The organism is Gimesia panareensis (genome assembly GCF_007748155.1).
In the GTDB taxonomy this organism is placed as follows: Bacteria; Planctomycetota; Planctomycetia; order Planctomycetales; family Planctomycetaceae; genus Gimesia; species Gimesia panareensis.
In genome coordinates, this window is sequence record NZ_CP037421.1 from 2,043,269 (window position 1) to 2,064,876 (window position 21,608).

Sequence of the window (21,608 nt, forward strand, 5' to 3'; positions counted from 1 at the left end):
CGTTGGGCGACGTGTCGTTTGCCTGTGAATTGTCGGCGGAATGCTTTTGGATAACTGACTTTCAAGTCTGATTTTTCAACTCCCGTTCGTGGAACGGGTTTCGAATATGATCGAAGAATCCGCATGAATCCTTTCAGGTGATTTCTGAAAAATCTGCCTGAGATGCTGGTTGTCAAAGATCCTGTGCGATCTAAGGTACCGATAGTTTGGGAATCGCAGTGGCCACTCAATCCCGGATGGATCAGGTAACCCAGTTGACAATCTTCATCTACCCAAGGAGTCGTTCTGATGAATCTCTTCGTCAAACAGTTCGCGGCGCTGGCCACCGCTGTCACTGTCTCGTTTTCGGCCAGTCTTTCGTATTCTGCCGATCAGAAAAACATTGTTGAAACTGCAGTCGAAGCCGGCTCGTTTAAAACGCTGGCTACGGCGTTGAAAGAAGCAGAACTGGTATCTGCACTGCAAGGTAAGGGGCCGTTTACCGTCTTCGCTCCCACTGATGCAGCCTTCAAGAAGCTTCCCGAGGGAACTTTGAAGACATTGCTCAAGCCCGAAAACAAATCGAAGCTGGCAGCGATTCTGACTTACCATGTCGTGCCTGGTAAGGTGACTGCTGCTGAGGTCACCAAGCTCAGCGGTGCTACAACTCTGAATGGGCAGCGGGTCGACATCATGACCCAAGACGGTAAAGTAATGGTTGATGGAGCAACGGTCGTCAAAACGGATATCAAATGTTCCAACGGGATCATTCATGTGATCGATCAGGTCATCCTGCCGGCAGATAAGAACCTGGTGGAGACCGCCTCCGCAGCCGGTCAGTTCAAGACCCTGTTGACCGCGGCCACTGAAGCGGGCCTGGCGGAGACGCTGGCAAACAAGGGGCCTTTTACAGTGTTCGCACCGACGGATAAAGCGTTTGCGAAACTGCCCGAGGGAACGCTGGAATCATTACTCAAGCCTGAAAATAAGCAGAAACTGGCCGCGATTCTGAAGTACCATGTTGTGGCGGGACGTGTCTACTCGGAGGATGCACTGTCTGCCGGAGAAGCGAAAACGCTTCAGGGATCGAAGGTGAAAATCAGTGCCACCGGTGGTGTGGCAAAGGTCAATCAGGCGAAAATTCTGAAGACGGATATTGATGCATCGAATGGAGTGATTCACGTGATCGATGCAGTGCTCATGCCTTCGAAAGATAAAAAACTGACTGCCAGCGAAGCCTGTCATAAAATCAGAGAGGCTGTGGCGGAGGGAGCGAGTCTGTATAACTGCGGACACTACCATCAGACGGCAACGCTGTATCGCAAGACAATGCAAAACGTCCTGACGGGAGTCGAGGATATGCCTGCCGAAGTCAGCACGCAGATGCGACAGGCGCTGGCCCATTCCAAGAACATGCATTGTGCATCACAGCAGGCCTGGACTCTGCGAAATGCACTGGATCATGCGTATGCACGGATGTCTGCACTGTAAGTGGTTCTGGTCAACTTCAGTGAGGAGCTCCCGTGGTCTGAGAAATGTTCCGGACTGCGGGAGCGTTTTTTTTTCGGAGAAGGAGCCTCAGTCGATATTCGAGATCAGTGCCTGGATCGACGGTTCCAGTTTGCCGGAACGAAACATGGAGACGATTGCCAGGTGTTCAAAGTAGACTTTCATTGGATCGCTCGGCTTTTGAAATCCTTCCAGAAAGTGTCGCCGAACCCGGGATACGAGCGTCAGCCAGATGGTCATCAGACCCTGCTCGGGTGATCTGGCTACGATTGACTGATGAAATCTGATATCCAGTTCCGCCAGCTGATTGAAATCCCTGTTCTCACACGCGGATTTCATCTCGCAGAGCAGCGTTTCCCACTCTGCGAAATCGGCCTCATCCAGGTCATCAAAAATGGATCTGAGGGCGAACGATTCCACGGTCTGCCGGAGTGGGATCACGAGTTCCTGCATCGACTTGGAAGAGGATGGCGCGACCCGCATGCCGCAATTGGGTTTGGACTCCACCATGCCTTCATGTGCCAGTTGCTTGAGGGCTTCACGCACCGGGGCACGACTCACCTCAAACCGCTCTGCCAGGCTGACTTCGCGCAAAGCGGTGCCTTCTGCGATGCGTCCGGTGATAATCTCCATTCGCAGTTGTTCCACGATATTCGCCGTCGGATTTGAGGTCAGGTCTGTCTGGCTCATCAGGCAGGTCCGTTTCAGTTTGATGGGGGGGGAGGAACTCGATTAGTGTTGATTGTATACAAAGTGAAGATGCGGAACCAGTCAAAAATATGGCGTGTTTGCTGAGATAGCGGTTGTTGACCCACGGGTGCCCTAAATCTGTCCGGCGGGGATTTGTGTAGATTGTATACAAAGTCTCCGTCTCGGGCTTGACTCGTCGGGGCATCTCAAACAGACTGGAATCGAAGAACTTTGCACCGCTGAATGAGTCAGTTGGTGGAACTGTTCTGCGTTCGACTCCCCCTGGATACTGGAGATTTTACGATGCTTTCCGCTGTTCGCCCCCTTTATTCTTCCCAGATTCCTTTTTCATTCCTGCTGTCGATGCTGGTGAGTATTGCCAGTCTGACTGTTGGACCGGGGGGCGTAAAATCTGCCGAGAAGCAGGTAACCGAATCAGGCAATCGGCTGGTCTATCTGGATCAGGATGATCCTTATTATGTCTCTCAAAATTTTCCCAAATTGGCGACGCCTCAGTGGTATGGCGACAAGCAGGTCAAGGCGGTCTGCGTGCTGGCGATCGACGACATGCGGGATGTCCAGAAATACGAGACCTACCTGCGGCCGATCCTGGAGCGGCTGAAAGAGATTAACGGGCGTGCCGGTGTCAGCATCATGACCTGCCGCGTCGATCCGAAAGATCCGCATCTGCAGACGTGGATTAAGGAGGGCGTGAGTATCGATGTGCATACTTACGATCATCCCTGTCCCCTGCTGAAAGATCGTGATTTTGCCAAAGCCAAAGGGACTGTCGAGAAATGCATCGATCTGCTGAGCGAGATTCCCCACAGTCATCCGGTGGCGTATCGCATGCCCTGCTGCGATTCACTCAATACGGTCAGTCCCCGTTTTTTTACCGAAATTTTTAATCAGACCACTCCCGCAGGGAACTTTCTGCAGATCGACACTTCTGTCTTTCATGTGTTTACTGACCAGGATCCGGAACTGCCAAAAGAACTGGTTACCGATCCCAACGGGCAGGGGAGAATTGAAAAGTACGTTCCCACGGATCGGGGTTTCGTGAATACGATTTTCAATTACCCCTATCCCTATCCCATCTCGCGACTCTGCTGGGAATTTTCCTGTGTGACTCCCAGCGACTGGTCTGCCCAGCATCGTCAAAAGCCGTTCAATCCGCTGACGGTACGTGACTGGACCGCGGTGATCGATGCGACCGTCGTCAAAGAGGGGACGTTTAACCTGGTCTTCCACCCGCATGGCTGGATCAGTAATGAGCAGATCATCAAGCTGATCGACCACGCGGTCCAGAAGCATGGTTCCGCGGTGCAGTTTCTCTCCTTCCGGGAAGTTCTGGATCGGATGAATCAGCATCTGCTGGCGGGCCAACCCCTGCGCAACAGACAGGGGGCAGATAACGGTGTGAGACTTTTGGATCTGAACGCAGATGGATTTATGGATGTGGTCATTGGTAATGAACAGGTGCAGAAAACCCGCATCTGGAATCCCGGACAACAGACCTGGAGTGAAACCGGTTTTCCTACCCGTCTGGTTGCTGCGTCTGACACACAGGGAAAGCAGGCTATCCGGGGCCGCTTCGGTGTTTTGAACGGGCAGGTCATCCTGCTGACGCTCACGCCTGAAGTCTCGGCTGCCTGGAAGTTCGATGGCAAACAATGGACGTCGGCTTCCGAACTGCTGGCGGGCTTGCCTGAGGGGGCGGATGCATTATTTACCCTCAAAGCTGGCGTGGACCAGGGGCTGCGGTTGCGGGATTTGAATCATGATGGACAGTGCGAATTGATTGTTTCGAATCCAGAACAGAACCTGATTTTTGCGTGGTCAGAGAAACAGGGGCGCTGGCAAAAATTGCCCTGGTCGCTTCCTCAGCCGGCAACGATTGTCGATGACCAGGGTCGCGACGCGGGCCTGCGGTTTGTCGATGTGAATGAAGATGGTTTTGAGGATACTCTGTTTTCGAATGAAGACCACGCCTCGTTGTATCTGTTTACCTCGCTGAAGTCGGGCTGGAAGAAAGTCTTTGACCAGGAGCGGGCCGATGCCGAAGGGCCAGTGCCGATGATTTCACGGAAAGGGACCAACAATGGGGCCTGGTTCCATTCGAAGCATCTCTGGGTGCAGAATGAAGATACAGCGAAGAAGAAGCACCTGGTCGCAGGTAAGTCATTTGAAGAGATGCTGGCAGAGCAGGGACCGCAGCCCAAATCTAAGGAAGAGGCTCTGAAAACGATCAAGGTTAAACCGGGTTTTCATGTCGAACTGGTGGCGGCGGAACCGCTAGTCAAAGATCCGATTGCCTTTGACTGGGGGCCGGATGGAAAGCTCTGGGTCGCGGAAATGGCAGACTACCCGCTGGGCGTCAATGAATCGGGAACGTTTGATGGACGCATTCGTTTTCTGGAAGATACCGACGGCGACGGCAAGTATGATCGGTCAACAGTCTTTCTGGAAGGGGTGGGCTATCCGACGGGAGTGATGGCCTGGCGGAAGGGGGCCATCGTGACAACCGCTCCTGAGGTCTTCTATGCCGAAGATACGGACGGAGATGGCAAAGCGGATCAACGCGAATCCCTGTTTACTGGATTTGGAGAAGGGAACCAGCAGCACCGCGTGAATGGGCTGCGGTGGGGCCTGGATAACTGGGTTTACCTGGCGAACGGAGACTCGGGCGGCGATTTGCGCTCAGTGAAGACGGGCCAGAAATTGAATTTCGGTCGCCGGGATCTGCGCATCAAACCGGATACCGGCCAGATGGATCCCCAGTCGGGGCAGACTCAGTTCGGCCGGGAGCGGGATGACTGGGGCAACTGGTTCGGCAGCAATAACAGCAATCCCGCGTTTCATTATGCCCTGGCGGATCACTATCTCCGCCGCAATAAGAATCTGATTGCCCCCGATGCGAAGGTGCAGGTCTCGGTGCGTCCCGGGGCAGCGACCATTTTTCCGGTCAGTCGCACGCAGGTGCGTTTCAACGACTTCAACAAAGTGAATCGAATTACCTCCGCCTGTGGTCTCTGCTTTTATCGAGATAACCTGCTGGGAACGGAGTTCGCAGGCAATTCCTTTATCTGTGAACCAGTACATAATCTGGTCCACCGCGAAATCGTCAAGCCGAAAGGGACGACGTTTACCAGCCAGCGGGCGGAGAGTGAGCAGGATTCGGAGTTCCTGGCGTCTACGGATAACTGGTTCCGGCCTACGATGGCACGCACCGGCCCTGATGGCGCACTTTGGGTGGCAGACATGTATCGGCATGTGATCGAGCATCCGCAATGGATCCCCAAAGAAATGCAGGAGAAACTGGATCTGCGGGCCGGCAAGGAACAGGGGCGGATTTACAAAGTTGTTCCTGATAAGGCTCCCTTACGCGCCGTGCCACGCCTCGATCAGCTCTCTCCTCAGGAACTGGTTGAGCAGCTGGAAAGTCCGAATGGGACGCTGCGGGACATGGTACAGAAACTGATGGTGACGCGCGGCGATCAATCGGTGGTTCCGTACCTCAAACAAATGGTCAAGCAGGGCAATTCACCCACCGCACGTCTGCAGGCCCTGTGCACCCTGGACGGGTTGGACGCAATCTCAGAAGAAGTTCTGATTACGGCCCTGGAAGACAAACATCCCGGAGTTCGCCGGCATGCGATTCGACTCAGTGAGCCTTTTTTGAACCAGTCACCGGAACTGGGCAAACGGCTGCTTGCACTGGTGGACGATCCGGATCCGCAACTGCAGATGCAACTGGCTTATTCACTGGGAGAATGGAAATCACCCCAGGCAGGTTCAGCGCTGGCACGACTGGCGATCCAACATGATCAGGATCCGTATCTGCGAACGGCGATTTTGAGTTCGGTTGGAAATCATCTGGATTCATTCACAACGTCTCTGTTTGATGAGTTACAGGGAAAACAGCCACCGCTGCAGATCTTGAACTCGCTGGTGGGGATGGCAGTCTCTGCCGGTCAGCAGAATGTGCTGGTGGCGATTTACGATCGCACCGCGCAACCTTTGCAGAACAAGAACTGGCAGGCCTGGCAGTTTGAAGTGGTAGCGACCTTACTGCAGTCCCTGGCACGGCGGAATCAGAGTCTGCCGCAATATGCTCAGAAAGCTGGCCCCGAATTGCGGAAAGCTTTACATGAACTCAAACCGCTGTTCCAGGCGGCGCGGGAGATTGCAGTTGACGAATCGGCGACCGTCGATTCCCGCAGGCAGGTTGTGTCTTTGCTTGGGAACGGTTTTGAGCAACGCGAAGAGGATCTGGGACTGTTGTCCGAGCTGTTGTCGCCTCGTAATCCACGTGCATTGCAAAGTGCTGCTGTGACTGCCCTGTCTCAATTTGGAAATCAGCAGACAATGCAACTGATGCTGGCACGCTGGAAGAACTATGGCCCCGGCTTGCGTTCAGAGGTTCTGAATTCTCTGCTCAGTCGCAAGGCGGGAGTTCAAGCGGTGCTGGACGGATTGAAGAACAAGTCGATCTCGGCAGCAGACATCGATGCTTCGAGTCGCCAGATACTGTTGAGTCATAAGGATCGTCAAGTGCAGCAACGAGCGAAAGCGTTACTGGCCTCTGCACTCAATACGGATCGTGCGAAGGTGGTCGCCGAACATTCTACAGTGATTTCCCTGAAAGGAAATGCAGATGCCGGTCATCAGGTTTTTGTCAAACGCTGTGCTGTGTGTCATCAGCTCAACAAGGAGGGCAAGCCGATCGGTCCTGATCTGTCCGCATTGACGGATAAGTCCCCGCGGGCGCTGCTGGCTGCCATTCTCGATCCGAATCGAGCCGTGGAGAATAAATACGTCAGCTACATCGCTGTTACCGAAGATGGTCTGACCTTTAACGGTTTACTGGCATCGGAAAGTGGTGAGAGCATTTCGCTGGTTCAGACGGATGGCAAGACAAAGACGCTGTTGCGTGAAGACCTGGAAGAACTGATGAGCACCGGCAAGTCTCTGATGCCGGAAGGGCTGGAAAAAGATATGACACCTCAAAACCTGGCGGACGTGATTGCCTATCTGAATACAGCAGAGTTGCCTCGAAAGACCTTCCCCGGAAATGAGCCAGCTGTTGTGGAGGCGGAAGCACTTCGCGGTGACTATTTCCTGACTCCGCAACTGGCTGAGATCTACGGTTCCACGCTCAAGTTTGAGAGCAAATACAAGAATCTGGGATATTGGCAAAGCGAGAATGACCGTGCCGTCTGGACGTTGGCTGTCCCCTGTTCCGGTCGGTACGATGTCTACCTCGAATACGCCTGTCCTCCCGGGACGGCAGGTGACCAGCTTCTTCTGGAGGTCGATGGCCAGCAGCTGTTCTGGACGGTGCCGTCTACCGGGAGTTGGGATGTCTACCAGAACCGCCGGATTGGTACGATCAGTCTGTCGGCAGGTAAGCCCCGGCTGTCGCTCCATAGCCAGGGGAAGCTCAAAAATGCCCTGCTGGATCTGAAAACGGTTCGCTTACGAGAATCCAGCAACTGAGATTTAGTGCTCCGGTCACTCCTGTCTTTGCTGCCTGCTGCAGACCGATGAAAGTACGGATCGAACCGGTTACACAGAATTTGCCTGCCCCGATTCCGATCCACTTTCCGAGGCACGAATTGAGATCGAATTCACAAAAATTCAGTGAAATGCAGATGGCAACTCCAACATTCTGCCGTTAATGGGGGTAGGAAAGAGGTGATGATACTGCAGACTGATAGCGGGCTCCGACTTTTCGTGAATAATCGTCCAAGAATAAAAAAAATCGATTGCGTAAATTTTTTTTATGAACGATGATTCTGTATATCTATTAATACCTCCTTAATATCCAATAATCCTGAACTGATCAAACGAATATGTTGGGTGTCGGGCAGCCTGTGGTGTAATAAATTGTCATAAGCAAATGAACGAGGCCCGTGGTCTCGGGAAAATCAGAACCGTGTCGGACGAAGGTTTTACAGATCCCCTGGATGGTGAAGAAACTGTGGATGAATTTCCCCCAGTCAATGTGGAAGAGGAGGATACTGTCGATCAGTTTCCCCCGATTGACATCAAGGAGATTGATAAAACCGTAATCGGTGTCGACAGTTCCGCCAGTAAATCCGCCCAGGATCTGGCTGGTCCTTCCGCGGAAAAAGCGGCTGCCTGGATTGGTAGAAAACTGGGTAAGTATGAAATTACCGGTTTGCTCGGGCAGGGAGGCATGGGTGTTGTCTATCGCGCCCATGATGAAACCATCGGCCGCGATGTTGCCATCAAGCTGTTACCAGCCGAATTAGCCTCCGATAAAAACATGCTGGAACGATTCCTGGCTGAAGCCAGAGCGGCGGGCCGGTTAACCCATCCCCATATCGTGTCGATTCACGACATTGGCCAGGAAGGGGATGTGAATTATATCGTCATGGAACTGATGACGGGGGGCAGTGCTGACGATCACCTGGAGACGGTTGGTCCCTATTCGCCTCTCCAGGCGACCCGGATCATTGCCGATGCCTGCGAAGGTCTGATGGTGGCTCACGCTTCCGGTCTGGTGCACCGGGATATCAAGCCGGCGAACCTGTTGCAGTCCAGGCATGGCACAATCAAGGTAGCGGACTTCGGTCTGGCCAAGCGGGTAGTGCAGCAGTCTCATCAACTGACTCAGGACGGGCAGCTCATCGGTACGCCTTACTTTATGAGCCCGGAACAGTGTGAGTCGAAGCCGGTTGATTTACGCAGCGACATCTACTCCCTGGGAGCAACATATTATACCCTGCTTACCGGGGACCATCCTTACGAAGACGCGGGCAGTATTGTTCAGATCATGTATGCACACTGCCATGCCGATCTGCTGGATCCACGTGATGTGGATGCGAAGATCCCGGATAAATGTGCCGCGATCGTTCAGAAATCGATGGCGAAGAAACCCGAAGATCGCTATCAGTCTGCTCAGGAAATGCTGCTCGATTTAAAGGCGATTACTGCGAATTCGGAAAAGTACGGCGATACAACTGTTCTGAGCCAGGAAGAACTGGAAAGGGCACATTCCTCAGCAAAGTCGCCTGCGGGCTGGCAGAAAATTGCTTTCAACAGTGTGATGTTCCTGGTGACCTTTTTACTGCTGACTCTGGTGCCTTATTACTTCTGGAATGGCAATCAGAATCAGGGGGCTGGTCCTGTACCAACGCCTGTATCTCAGGCGAAAGCGCTGCCTGCCAGTCAGGGGATCACAGCGGACAAAATCATTCTGGGAACCTCAACCGCCATGACCGGTGCCAACAAGGAACTGGGCAATAATATGGTCATGGGGATGCAGGCCTGTTTTAAACGTATCAATGACGAAGGCGGAATTGGCGGACGCAAGATCGAGCTGGTAGTGAAAGACGATGGCTACGAGCCCGATCAGGCACTCGAAAACATGCACCGCCTGTTTGAGGATGACAGGATTTTCGCTGTCATCGGAAATGTGGGAACTCCGACTGCCAAAGCCACGGTACCGTATGCGAATGAGAATCAGCACCTGTTCTTCGCTCCCTTTACCGGGGCTCAGGCATTACGCCGGGATCCGCCCGATCGTTATGTCTTCAATCTGCGGGCCAGCTATGCCGACGAAACCGCGGCGATGGTGCACTACTTTGTTGAACATGAGCGGATCGCACCAGACAAGATTGCTGTCTTTGCACAGAATGATTCCTTTGGTGATGATGGTTTTGCCGGGGTTGCCAAAGCGCTTGGGAAGTACAAAGTTCAACCGGAAAACATTCTTCGTGTGGGTTACGACCGGAATACGACCCAGATTTCCGGGGCGGTCGAGCAGCTTGTCCAGAATCAGAATCAGATCGAGGCGCTGATCATGGTGGCGACTTTCAAGCCCGCCGCTTTGATGGTTCAACAGATCAAGGATCGCCAGCTAAAGATCCAGACCGCTGCCGTTTCCTTTGTGGGTAGCGAGTTGCTGGCGCAGCAGTTTAAAGAAATGGGGGCGAAGTATGCTGAAGGAGTGATCGTCACCCAGGTCGTGCCCTATTATCTGTCCAGTGCTACGGGAGTCTTGCGCTACCGGGATGCGATGAAAAAATACTACCCGCTTTCCAAGCCGGGGTTTGTTTCCCTGGAAGGGTACCTGGCTGCAGAGTGCCTGGTCGAAGGTATGAAAAAACTCCAGGCTTCCGGCAAAGCATTCACGACTGAAAATCTGATTGATTCCCTGGAGCAGATCAAGAATCTGGATCTGGGGATCGGGCCGATTATTAACTTCGGGCCTTCGCGTCATCAGGCTTCAGATCGCGTCTGGGGCACTATTCTCGGCAAAGATGCCCGCTACAAAGAACTGGATCTGGAATAAGATCGATCATTCGCGTCACCGGATGCCCCGGCTCCGTAGTTGATAAAAAAGGATGATTTTGCCGGTAGCAGTATTCCTCTCTCGTCCGTTATTCAGTCTAACGGGCCCACTTATGATTTGATTCCTGCCATATGTGTAAAGTCATAAGTGACCTGCCTGGAAGTAGATAAGCCAGATAACAGATATCGAACCGGCTGAATCTACTGAGAGTCTCACCTTCGAATTCATTCCTGTTTGAAATGTACACGAACTGAGACCAGAAATCTGACATCAGACGCTCGTGAAGGGTCATCATGAATTCTGAGATTTTGACACAGATGGTCACCACTGCAGAACCTGGCTCGGAATACTGTACACTCGAGGAGCTCGCGACTCAATTTGTGGATGAGTATCGCCGCTGGTTAAATCCGTCTATCGAAGACTATGCAACTGCTTATCCGGAGTATGCATCAGAAATCCGCGAAAGCTTTCCCGTCCTGATCGCGATGGAAGAATGGAAAGGCAATCAGGAGATTACCTGCCTGAAGCAACAGGCCGCTGATTGTCTGAACCTCAGGCAACTGGGAAACTGTCATTTGACGCGCGAGATGAGTCGCAGTCGCACGGCGATAATTTTTGAAGCAGTGCAGGGGGCTCAGCGACGCCCGGTGGCAGTAAAACTGATGCCCTGGAAATCAGAATTGACGCCCCGCTGGCGCGATCGTTTTGAACGGGAAGCCCGCCTGACGTTTCGTTTGAAGCATCAGAATATTATTTCCATCTATAGTACAGGGGAAGATCAGGGATATTCTTTTGCCGTGATGCAACAGGTACGGGGGGTTGGGTTGAACCAGGTCATTGCCTGTCTCTCCGGGGCAATTCATACCGAAATCGCAAATTGTGATCAGTCACATCCAGGTGTGCAACAGGCGCAGTCAGTGGCAGATTCATTGCAGCAGGATCCCTGGCGTGGATATGCATCACTCGCATTACAGATGGCAAATGCCCTGCGCTATGCGCACAGTCGGGGGACGCTACATAATGATTTCCGCCCGGAGAATATCCTGGTGAATTCAGATTTGGACTGCTGGCTGACAGGATTCGCGCTGCCTCAGTTTGCGGAAGGCGCATTAAAGCAGCAGCAGACTTTAACATTGCGAAATCAGTCGCCAGAGCGTTTTTGTGGCGAGGTCAGCGAGCAGAGTGACCTGTATTCCGTGGGGATGACGTTGTACGAACTTGCTACAGGCGTTCCCGCCTTTGCAGCACGGAACAGTCAGCAACTGCTGGAACTGATCACTCATTCTGAACCTCAACGGCCTGGCGATCTGGCAACTGATATGCCGACGTCTTTCGAAGCTATCATTCTGAACTGTATTTCCAGGTCACCCGGGGAGCGATATCAGACAGCCGATGAACTGAGTATCGATCTGGTGCGATTTCTGAATGGCAAAAGTGTGCGGCGTCGCGTCAGTCGACAGTCAGCCTTCCGGGATAAATGGTCCTGGTTCTGGCGTAAAACGAAGTGTCCGCTGGGTTGAAACGTATTTTTGAAGAGGCAGATCAAATACGGGGGAGACGGCCATTGTTCTGACCGGGGCCACCTGGTCTGGGAGGACGTCGTTCACGAGGAGGCCCGTGGCCTGGTTGGCCTGGTCCGGGACCACCATGATTGTGCAAAGGAGGCTTCTCTTTGAAATCCTGGGGATTCAGCCCCGGGAATCGTTCGTTGAACTCCCGCTCATATTTGTCATGTTTATCCCACATCAGCCAGCTGTCGACATCAGAATTGGTCTGATGATAAAGTCGGGCCAGTTCTTCTGTGGTATCGAGAATTCCAGCCAGCTGCTGAGGTGAATCGGGATTTTTTTTCCAGGCCGGTTCCAGAATCTGAAGCGCACTGTTGAAGAGTGTTTTTGCCTCTTTGACATTTCCTTTTTTGCTGACGATCATTGCCAGGTCAATTTCGAATTTGGCCAGCCATTGCCTGTATTCCTCGGAATCAGGGAATTGTTCTGTCAGTTCTTTCTGTAAGCGCATGGCAGTTCTCAGGGAGAGCTCTGCAGTATCATGGTACTGGCGATTTTCGATGTCCGGCACATAACCCATGGTCAAAATATCCATGGCATGCGCAAGCTTATTATGAGAGTGAATCAGCGAGGTTTTGTATTCGGGAATCGTGGGAGAATCCGAGACCAGACGACTGGCGTGCTGAATCGCACTTTTTAAACGAGAAATCAGGGTGTCACTGATATCTCCCGGTTTGGAATTACGAAGTTCGACCCGTTCGTAAGATTTTACGAGAGCGTGCCGGTAGTCAGAGATCTGGGGGTATTCCTTGACCAGATTTTCCAGAATTTCATAAACGCGTGCCTGTTTAATGCTGTCTGATTTCGGCTGAGGAATGCGGTCCGAGATCTGCTCCTGAAGGCAAAGCGCCAGCAGGTAGCGGTACTCGGGACGTGTCTGATCGGTGGCAATCAGTTGTTCCAGAATATCGATGGCCTGCTGCAGTTGTGCGGCATTAGGATTCTGATCGGGGTTGAGGCGTTTTCCAGTCAGTCGGCCCTTCTCATTTTGTATCTGCTCCGGTCGAAACTGACGGGCATTCAGGAAACAGGTGCGTGCCAGTTCGAAACGCAGGTCCGACTGATCCTGGTTTTGAGCGATGGCCGTCTCCAGTAACTTGCGAGCGGTTTCATGGGCTGTTCTGGATTCAGGCAACTGGTCCAGATGGCGATAAATGCGACCGATTTCGTTATATAGCGTGGCGATGGTCAGTGTCTTTGCTTCGCTAAAGTCCTGCTGGTACAGTTCAAGTGATCTCTGATAGGCAGCCAGCGCAGCCTGGAAATCTCCCAGTCGTCGATGGATATCACCGACCTTGCGTTGTGCGTTAGCAGCTTTGAGTCGAAACTCCTGTTGTGACCCGGTTGATTTTGCCAGTTCCTCATAAAACGGAATCATACCAGCGAGAAGATCTGCCGATTCCCGAGAGAGCACCGGCTCTGAATAATCAGCCGGAGAACCGGTCGTTTCCGAAGACTGGCTGCGACTGGGAACAAAACGGTCGAAGACACGATCCAGTGTCGCAGTGGCAAGATGTGCAGAAGCTTCCGCTTTTTTTCGTTCCTGTCGTTCCCGTTCAAAGCCGACCGCCAGTGTAACGCCCAGCAGTAGCAGTAAGCTCAAGGCGATTCCTGACAGACTGGCGATTGCCGGATTCCGGCAGCTCCAGCGCCAGACATGTTCCAGCAGATTCACACGTCTGGCGCGGATCGGACGGTTCTCCAGGAAACGGTTGAGATCGTCCGCGAGATCGCTTGCCTGCTGGTAGCGGTGTTTGGTATCCGGAGCGATGGCTTTAAGGATAATGGTTTCCAGGTCGCGGGGAATGGCGGGGTCGATGCGACGTAGTGAAGTGATCGAGCCGTGAGTGATTTTTTCAATCATTTCATGACGGCTGGTGCGTTCAATTGCAAAGCGTCTGGTCAGCAGCTCATACAGAGTGATACCCAGGCCATAAATATCGCTCTGGCGACAGGTCTCACCGCGAAACATTTCAGGAGCCATATATCCGAGCGTGCCTGCGATGTCTGTCGATTTACTCAGGTCATTCTGTTCTGCGGCGCGAGCCAGTCCAAAGTCAGTAATACAGAGCAGTCCGTCACGATCCAGCAGCAGATTACCCGGTTTGATATCCCGGTGGAGAATTCCGCGATCATGTGCATATTGCAGGGCGCTGGCTGCCTGAATTCCCAGGGCGGCAATGTTTTGTGGCGTATCAACGAATTCTTCAAATACAGGATCAACCGGTTTGGCTTCCATGTTTAAGGTGAAGTCCGTTGTAGCGCTGTCGCCCGAGGGGCAGATGACGGTTTCGTCACCGATGGATGTCAGCGTTTTCAGTGGTGCCCTGTGTGCCTTGAGGCCTGTGCTCGCTGCAGTGGCGACGATTTTCTGAGTCAGCTCATCCAGACCGACCCCTTCGATCAACTGCATGACGTAATAGTGAAAGCCCCCGTTCTCCCCAACCCCATAAACCGGGACGATATTGGTATGATGCAGCGAGGCCGTCAGTTCTGCTTCACGCCTGAATCGCTTGAGCTGTTTTTCGTCCAGCAGCAAGTGGCGGGGGAGCAGCTTCAAGGCAACGTGCCGATTGAGTGATTCCTGGATCGCTTCATAGACGACCCCCATTCCCCCCCGTCCGATTTCGCGAACGATCTGAAAATCGCCCAGCTGTTCAGGAACGGAAGCGCCTAAAGAGACTCTTCCCGGAACAGGCTCCACATATTTTCCGCCTTCCAGCGCGGCGATCGCGGGAAAGAATTCTTCAATTTCATCTGATAGTTCCGGGTGACGCTGCTGGTATTCCGATACGGAAGGGTGATCACCCTGGCGAATGCGAGAGATAAATTCATCTGCAAGCAGCTCCAGATCAACCGATCCGGGAGGCGTCAGGTTTTTAAGTGTGTGATTTGAATCGGGGGATAACATTGCCGAATGTCCTGTTGATTTCAATCTGCAATGAAACAGGCGATTTCTGTCTGATCATTCAATAATACCCGGGATTTGAACCAGAATGGAGCGCAATCTGGTTAAGGCCCGAAAATATCTCATACTGGCTGTCTTCGGTTCGATTTCGAGTACTTCAGAGGCCTCCAGGTTTGACAGTTCCTCAAAATGTCGGAGTACCAGAATTTCCCGGTCAATCTCATTCATGCTTTCCAGAGCTTCATGCAGCTGCTTGGCCAGTTCTTCTTTGAGGGCTGCCTGGCTGGGAGAGGTCAAATCGCCCAGCAGCACGTCTGCAATCTGAAAGGAGGTCGAAGCGGAAAAGACCCGGCGTTTCTGTTTCACCTCGCGGCGTACATCACGCTTTTGAGCTCCCAGATGCCGGCGATGGACGTCGATCAGAGTCTGGCCCACAACGGTCCGCAGCCAGATGAAAAACGTGGTTGCCGGATCATTCAGGTAGTGTTCAATCCGGGTGGCTGCATCGAGGTAAGCCTCCTGCAGAATATCGTCAGCATCGACACGACCGAGCAGACGTTGATCGAGACGAAAATTGACGATTCGCCAGAGCCGATCGCGGTAACGGTTGTATTCTTCCGCCAGTACCCCTTCCGGATTTTCCTGCAATCGATTAAGAAATTCCTGAGGGTCTTCCTGCTCTTCCAACAAAAAATGTCCTCCCGTCTGGTAATCTGTTTAAAATCAGGCCTGATTCTACCGGAATCGTTCCCATGACGACAAGTCGCGTCTGGAGATCGGAACAGATGGATTCCAACAATTCTTCGAACTTATCGGCAGAAATGAGCAAACGAGAGGCTGTCTGATGTTATTACGAGCAATTCAAGCTGTTTGACGGGTCTGCTTTAGAACTTTGCCAGAAATTCGATGCGTGCTCCGGAACCCACTCCACGGGATTCCTGTTTGGAAACAAAACTGTCTAGCAGCATGATCCAGTGCTGTCCGATCGCTTTCTGATAGCGGATACCGCCGGCGATCGCACCATTGTTCGTCCCCTGTGTATTTTTGCGTCCACCAAGTTCAAAAATCAGCTGCTGCCTGGATTTGTCATAAAACAACTGATATCCCAGGCTGGCCCCGGCAGCATTGGTGGCCTGGTTGCTCAGAGCGGCTCCGTATTGACCCAGTCCTGAGGCGGCATACAGGATCCCCACCTGACCCAGCGGTCCCCCCGCCAAAGTACCCCGTGCCGGAGAAGTGAACTGGTCGATGGCCAGGAACGCATTGAAATACACCAGATCGTTGGAATGATGTGGTGTCAGTGAAACCTGGCTGAACAGTAATTCTCCCTGACCGGAAGCAGCGGTGGCTCCTTCGTGCGGGAACGATCCCAGTACATGGAAAGAGGTATTATAGGTATTGTGAAAGCCGTGCAGACGCTGAATGGCGCTGATTCCAAAAGCGGTGTTACTGCCGAACTGCTGATTACTGGAATAGACGGTGGCGACGTCCGCGTTGATCGTGCTGAACTTCGTATCCGTTTCAGTGAAAATCCCGTATAAGCGGGCATCCGGATCGCGGACATTATTATTACGGTTGATGTCACCTTCCACATACACGCCCGTGATGCGCATATTCAGAATCTTGCCGCCATAGACCGTGTTACGTGTGACCGTGACGGCATCGACCATGTCTTCGTTGATCAAGAGACCCTGTTGAAAGGACATCGGCTGGCGCCCAACCGAGAAACCGATGTCGTAGCGATGGACGTCGTAGGGATCCAGGTTAGGAAAATTTTCGCCGAAGTCTCCTTCGAAGAACAGGGTCTGGATGTTGGCATTCAGACCATCCAGCCATTGACCGTCATGGAATTCATAACTCGTAAAGAGTCGCGATGCGGTCAGCTCTTTGTCCAGAGATCTCAGGCCGACCAGAATGCGTTCGGTCCCCGACAGATTCAACTGACCAAACAGATCCAGGCGGTTGGCCCATTCGGTGACGTTGGTTCCCGTGCGGTTATTAAAATAATCGATCCCGGTACGGTAAGTTCCGAAGACCCAGAAGGAAGGACGCCAGACGGCTCCGGTGGGAATGACAATCCCCTGATTCAGGAAGCCGATATCCAGGAATTTTTCATTCGTTTCAATTAACAGATTGGGGCGGTTCGGAATCGGTTGCAGGCCAATGGCATGATCTTCCAAAGGGGATTCAGGAGCGAAATGCTCTGCGCAGAGCAACCATTCTCCTAAATGTGCCATGGGTTCTGCAGGGGAGGCCAGGGCATCCATGAACATTTCTCCCAGTTTCCAGGGGAGGGGATCATGGTCGTGAACCACGCTGGGATCGTATTCGACGCGATCTGCATAGGGATCGATGAATTCATCGAACTCATCGTACTGGTCTGCTTTTTCAAGTTCTTCAGCATATTCCGGAGAAGGGGGGAGCGTTACCACTCCCGGTGCCTCCGGTGGCTGCGCAGCAAGTTGCACAGGGAGCATCAGACTGAAGCTCCAGAACATCAGCAGTAGAAATTCTCGTGATTTGTGTGGCATGGGAAGTTTTGCAATCAGGGAATACAGACTGTTTCCACTTTTTCATACAGGATCATGTGACCGTCCACGACGCCATCTGCAACATCGCGAGCCGACATCCCATAATCAAAACCAACGTCCGAGATTTCATGTACCAGGTTCACAGGGACCATGCCGGCAATCAGCTGTACGCGAATTGTGTAGTTGCCGGGGCCCGTTAATTGACGCCTTGACACATGGTACTTTGCCAGGCGGTGTGCTTTGGGGGGAATATTCTGTTTCTGTTTTCGTGCTCCGATTGGCCGTCCCAACACTGTAAAAGGACGTGTGGCTGGTCGGAAATAAGGCAGGGGATCGAGTGAGTAGGGTACATTCAGCACCTGCTCCCGTTCGCCGCCGCGTACGTTCCGAGTAATAAAGCGGGACTGCAGGGTAAACAACTGACGATCCAGAGGAACTTCGCCGTTATGGACATACAGAGAGTGGGAATCCCGGATGTCTCCGTTGGGGTCCAGGTCGCCCGACTGGAAAACAAGCTGTCCGTTCTGGTCCCAGACCATCGTCCTCAAAAAGACAACACGTTCCGCGTCAAAGCCGGTGGGGACTCCATGTCCGAGAGTGATATTGGAGACCGGAACCGAGAAGCGCAGGTCGTACCATTTGGCTTTCTCGACCGCAATTTCTCCCAGTTCATAACCGGCCTGTAGAACCTGCAGTCGCTGTGTGGCTGCTTCGCCGAGCAAGTCATATTGCTCGTTCAGAACCTGCCGGGCCTTGATACGTGTAATCTGATTATCCCAGGGCGGAGGGAAGTAGTCGGCTTCGGTGACATGCTTTTCGAATTCGGGGGTTCCCCACCCGGCAGCGTCGTCGAAACAGAGCCATTCACGCATGGTTGCCAGCCCCTCATCTGCAGAGGGGGGCTCATCTTCTTCCCGGATCGCTTTGGGATTATGCGGAAACAGGCCGCGATGGATGATCGGATAATCGGGGCCGATCATCATGTGGTTAGTGTGTTTGCGTACGGGAGTGGAGACGTTGCCGATCACCGCAGCCGGCGAGGAAGAGTAGCCCAGAGGCTTACCCGGAACGGCACCCATGTGACAGTCCTGGCAGTTTTCTTTGCAGACTTTCGCGGAAGGGGAATGTTTAAATTCACTGAAGGCGTCTTCCAGTCGGAACCCGTTCGGGGCAAAGACATCATGACAGCTTCCACAGAAGCCGGGCGTGATCAGCTGAAAAAACTGATACGCTTCTGCATGAATTTCACGTCCCCGGATATTCGGATCTTTGTTGGTTTTGAGAACCCCGTATTTGTCTGGATTGGCCAGTACTGCCGCCAGGTTCTCACCTCCCATGGGGCCGTAGACGACCTGATTGATGTCGCCGGCCACGAGTGCCTGTCGACCCGCTCCTTTTCCCCAGGCCTGATTAATCCGGTGGCAGGCCACGCAGGTGACACCCTCTCGGGAAGTCGGGGAGCGATCCATATTGCTCATGTTAATCGGCTCGGAAAGGGCCATTCCGACTGGCGTATGACAGCGAATACAGAAGTCGCCCAGCGTGCCGTTATTCAGCTTGATCAGCTTGTTCGACATCGCATTGAAAACAGGGCTCAACTGAGCATAGGCGTGAGGTGAGACAGCCCATTCCCGATAATGTTGCGGATGACACTTGCCACATTTTTCAGCCGAAGGAAATGGATCATCGTCGAAGCACTCTGCGTGCGCCTGATCGATTGCGTATTGCAGTACTTCGTCACGTTGAGTTGGTGTTTCTGGTGGGGGAGCGTCTGCCGGGGGCGCAGGTTCGGCAGCTGTGAGTTTGACAAATCCCTTCTGCTCCGCCTGGACGTACTGACTGTAGATCACAGGCAGCAGACCTGCGGACAGCAGCAGCAGGATCCCCAGGTTACGATAGATGCGGATTTGATTTGTTTGAGGAGAGGATTCCATTCCTGTTCTCCTGCCTTTCAGAGTCGCGATTCTGTCAAAAAGAAGCCGAACCAGACACGGTGCGCATTTTTTTCCCTGTTGGTTCAATAGTTATAATCGGAATAATCCGAACACTGGTTGAACATTTAAATGCATAGTTTCAGGTCCGATTAAAAATAACTGAGATCACTCAGTTGCAGGTGTGGGGGTTTTAAACACTGTTCATATCAGTGCTTAAGAGAATTGAATGATCGCACGCAGCATCTGGCTGCTGGAATATGATAGAGACCCTTGGGGGGAGAACTATTTTTTGAGAGAGATGACCCCATCCCATTGATCAGGCGCTTTGTAATTGTGGCTTGCGATCTGTAACAGCAGGAAATCTTTCGCCCGATCCTTTGGTGGCAGATGTCCCAGCAATTCCAGGGCACTGTCCCAGTCTCCATCGATGAAGGCACAGACTGCTGCCTCAAAATCCTGAATATTCTGATTGGAGATCGTGCTTTTCCCCTCTGAAGGCAAGAGCTCATAGACGGAAAAGGGAGATTCGAATCCCGCGGGTCGAAACAGGCCGATGTGCCGACAGCGGCCTTCCGACTCAGGTAGCAGGTTCCGCACATCCATGGCGGTTGGCTCATCAATCAGGATGGGGACACCAATCTGCTTCGTCATACTTTCCAGGCGGGCCGCCAGATTCACAACGGGGCCGAAAACCCCGACTTTCGCTTGTTCCCGGGTACCAATTTTCCCGGCGATTGCATTTCCTCGAGTGATGCCGATTCCAGCTTCAAACCCACTCAGTTCATTAAAGTGGGTGCTGTTGGAGATTTTGAACATCTGCTGAATCTTCAAAGCTGCTTTGCAGGCCGGGATAGAACCTTTTGTAAGCGGTAACGGCCAGCCCCAGAAGCCCAGAGCGCTGTCACCCTGGAAATCGGCGATCACACCATGCTGATGGATAATACTCTGGGTCATGACACCGAGCGCATTTTTCAGACGGTCCAGAAACTGGTGCAGGTTCTTGCCAGCTTTTTCCGTCATATGTGAAAAACGTCGGAGATCGCAGAAGAGAACTGCTGTATCGGTCTCTGTCGGTTCCAGAGTGTGAGTGGCATTTTCTTCGGAGACGACTTTAATAATCGCGGGTGAAAAAAACTGTTCGATCCCGGAAAAGCGGTCTTCCAGTCGACGGACTCTGCGGATGGCAGAGAGCATGTGTGCCAAGAGTTCTACCAGGTTCAGGTCTTCCTGCAGATCTTCGGTGGAGAGGTATGCGTGTGAGGGAGACTCTTCGCCAAAACGACCGCAGATATACAGGCACCATTGGTGATTTCCTTCCGTTTTCACTGGAGTGCAGAAGGCCCAGCGTCCGTTGGCCAGGGGTTCTCCTTTGCGGCTCTTTTCGACTTCAATCGCGGTTTCACCTGTTTTTAAGGCATCCCGAACCAGTGATCTGACGATAGAGACGCGCCGAAAACCGGGTACCGGCTGTTCCCAGTGCGCGACGCCCCACTTTCGAGGACCATCGGTCTGGATTACCGCGACGACATCAGCGTGAGTCATCACTTCTTTGAGGAGCAGTCCCGCCTGGCATGCGAGATTCCCTTCATCCTTAGAGAGCCATAAGCGGGGCACTGCTTTCGACACCGTTTCAATGCGGAAATCGGTGACTCGCAGGCTGGCTTCCGTCAGAATCCCGGATTCCGTGTCCAGATCGTCCAGGATCTGCAACACGCCGCTGTTGGTTGCACGTTCAATATATTGAAAATGGGTTTCACCGATCTGAAAGATATCCCCGACCGGAAGAACCAGCTCGCTGTGAAACTGATCTCCATACCTGATCTGGTTTAAAACGCTGGGAAAACAGCGGATTTTGAACCGATCTTCATGACGTGTAAATTCAGCATGCATCCGGGAGATTGTGGAATCCCAAGGGACAGCACAATCATTTTCTGCACTGCGTCCCAGGAGCATTCTTTTCGTTTCTGGAATCTGCCATTCAATTTTCTCGCCGGGACGGGGCCCTTGGGCGATCAGATGAATCATGGTCTGGTCCTGTAGCTGATTGACTTAATATCAATGTGAACTGTTTGAAATTAAATTTGGATTTCGGCCTTACTTCACTCGAAAACAGAAGGGGGCCTATCTCTGAGAAACGGAAAAAATGGTGAACGGCAACCGGTCATT

General features: G+C 52.7%; 10 protein-coding genes. 4 read left to right on the forward strand and 6 right to left on the reverse strand.

Annotated elements, in window-relative coordinates; all coding sequences use genetic code 11:
• Positions 1-288: 288 nt before the first annotated feature.
• Complete coding sequence (locus tag Enr10x_RS07715; protein ID WP_145448645.1) at positions 289-1,470, forward strand: fasciclin domain-containing protein; 1,182 nt, start codon at positions 289-291, stop codon at positions 1,468-1,470.
• A gap of 87 nt (positions 1,471-1,557) precedes the next feature.
• On the opposite strand, the gene Enr10x_RS07720 is transcribed toward Enr10x_RS07715, so the two are convergent.
• Positions 1,558-2,178 carry a GntR family transcriptional regulator gene (locus tag Enr10x_RS07720; protein WP_145448646.1) on the reverse strand — a complete coding sequence of 207 codons (621 nt, stop codon included), beginning with the start codon at positions 2,176-2,178 and terminating at the stop codon, positions 1,558-1,560.
• Between the two features lie 303 nt (positions 2,179-2,481).
• Here Enr10x_RS07720 and Enr10x_RS07725 point away from each other — a divergent pair, with 303 nt between their 5' ends.
• From Enr10x_RS07725 to Enr10x_RS07735, 3 genes are all read left to right on the forward strand, one after another.
• Complete coding sequence (locus Enr10x_RS07725; RefSeq protein WP_197997513.1) at positions 2,482-7,677, forward strand: PVC-type heme-binding CxxCH protein; 5,196 nt, start codon at positions 2,482-2,484, stop codon at positions 7,675-7,677.
• Positions 7,678-8,116: 439 nt separating this feature from the next.
• Entirely contained in the window at positions 8,117-10,501 is a 2,385-nt protein-coding gene (locus tag Enr10x_RS07730) for an ABC transporter substrate-binding protein (protein ID WP_197997514.1), read from the forward strand.
• A 293-nt stretch (positions 10,502-10,794) separates the two neighbouring features.
• Positions 10,795-12,021, forward strand: coding sequence for a serine/threonine protein kinase (locus tag Enr10x_RS07735; protein ID WP_145448649.1), 1,227 nt, complete (start codon positions 10,795-10,797; stop codon positions 12,019-12,021).
• Positions 12,022-12,043: 22 nt separating this feature from the next.
• Here Enr10x_RS07735 and Enr10x_RS07740 read toward each other — a convergent pair whose 3' ends face one another.
• The 5 genes from Enr10x_RS07740 to Enr10x_RS07760 form a co-directional block, all read right to left on the reverse strand.
• Complete coding sequence (locus tag Enr10x_RS07740) at positions 12,044-14,980, reverse strand: serine/threonine-protein kinase (protein WP_145448650.1); 2,937 nt, start codon at positions 14,978-14,980, stop codon at positions 12,044-12,046.
• Positions 14,981-15,034: 54 nt separating this feature from the next.
• Positions 15,035-15,667 carry a sigma-70 family RNA polymerase sigma factor gene (locus tag Enr10x_RS07745; RefSeq protein WP_145105848.1) on the reverse strand — a complete coding sequence of 211 codons (633 nt, stop codon included), beginning with the start codon at positions 15,665-15,667 and terminating at the stop codon, positions 15,035-15,037.
• A gap of 194 nt (positions 15,668-15,861) precedes the next feature.
• Positions 15,862-17,508 (reverse strand): hypothetical protein, encoded by a 1,647-nt coding sequence (locus Enr10x_RS07750; RefSeq protein WP_145448651.1) that lies wholly within the window; start codon positions 17,506-17,508, stop codon positions 15,862-15,864.
• Positions 17,509-17,522: 14 nt separating this feature from the next.
• A complete protein-coding gene (locus Enr10x_RS07755; protein ID WP_145448652.1) occupies positions 17,523-19,442 on the reverse strand; it encodes a multiheme c-type cytochrome in 1,920 nt (639 codons plus the stop codon).
• Between the two features lie 282 nt (positions 19,443-19,724).
• Positions 19,725-21,467: an adenylate/guanylate cyclase domain-containing protein gene (locus Enr10x_RS07760; RefSeq protein ID WP_145448653.1), complete on the reverse strand. Its 1,743-nt coding sequence runs from the start codon at positions 21,465-21,467 to the stop codon at positions 19,725-19,727.
• Positions 21,468-21,608 lie beyond the last annotated feature (141 nt).

What these genes read in the sequence shown, in the direction of transcription:
- Enr10x_RS07755 (WP_145448652.1), bottom strand. Translation starts at nt 19,442, where the DNA reads ATGGAATCCTCTCCTCAAACAAATCAAATCCGCATCTATCGTAACCTG.
- Enr10x_RS07720 (WP_145448646.1), bottom strand. Translation starts at nt 2,178, where the DNA reads ATGAGCCAGACAGACCTGACCTCAAATCCGACGGCGAATATCGTGGAA.
- Enr10x_RS07725 (WP_197997513.1), top strand. Translation starts at nt 2,482, where the DNA reads ATGCTTTCCGCTGTTCGCCCCCTTTATTCTTCCCAGATTCCTTTTTCA.
- Enr10x_RS07750 (WP_145448651.1), bottom strand. Translation starts at nt 17,508, where the DNA reads ATGCCACACAAATCACGAGAATTTCTACTGCTGATGTTCTGGAGCTTC.
- Enr10x_RS07735 (WP_145448649.1), top strand. Translation starts at nt 10,795, where the DNA reads ATGAATTCTGAGATTTTGACACAGATGGTCACCACTGCAGAACCTGGC.
- Enr10x_RS07740 (WP_145448650.1), bottom strand. Translation starts at nt 14,980, where the DNA reads ATGTTATCCCCCGATTCAAATCACACACTTAAAAACCTGACGCCTCCC.
- Enr10x_RS07715 (WP_145448645.1), top strand. Translation starts at nt 289, where the DNA reads ATGAATCTCTTCGTCAAACAGTTCGCGGCGCTGGCCACCGCTGTCACT.
- Enr10x_RS07760 (WP_145448653.1), bottom strand. Translation starts at nt 21,467, where the DNA reads ATGATTCATCTGATCGCCCAAGGGCCCCGTCCCGGCGAGAAAATTGAA.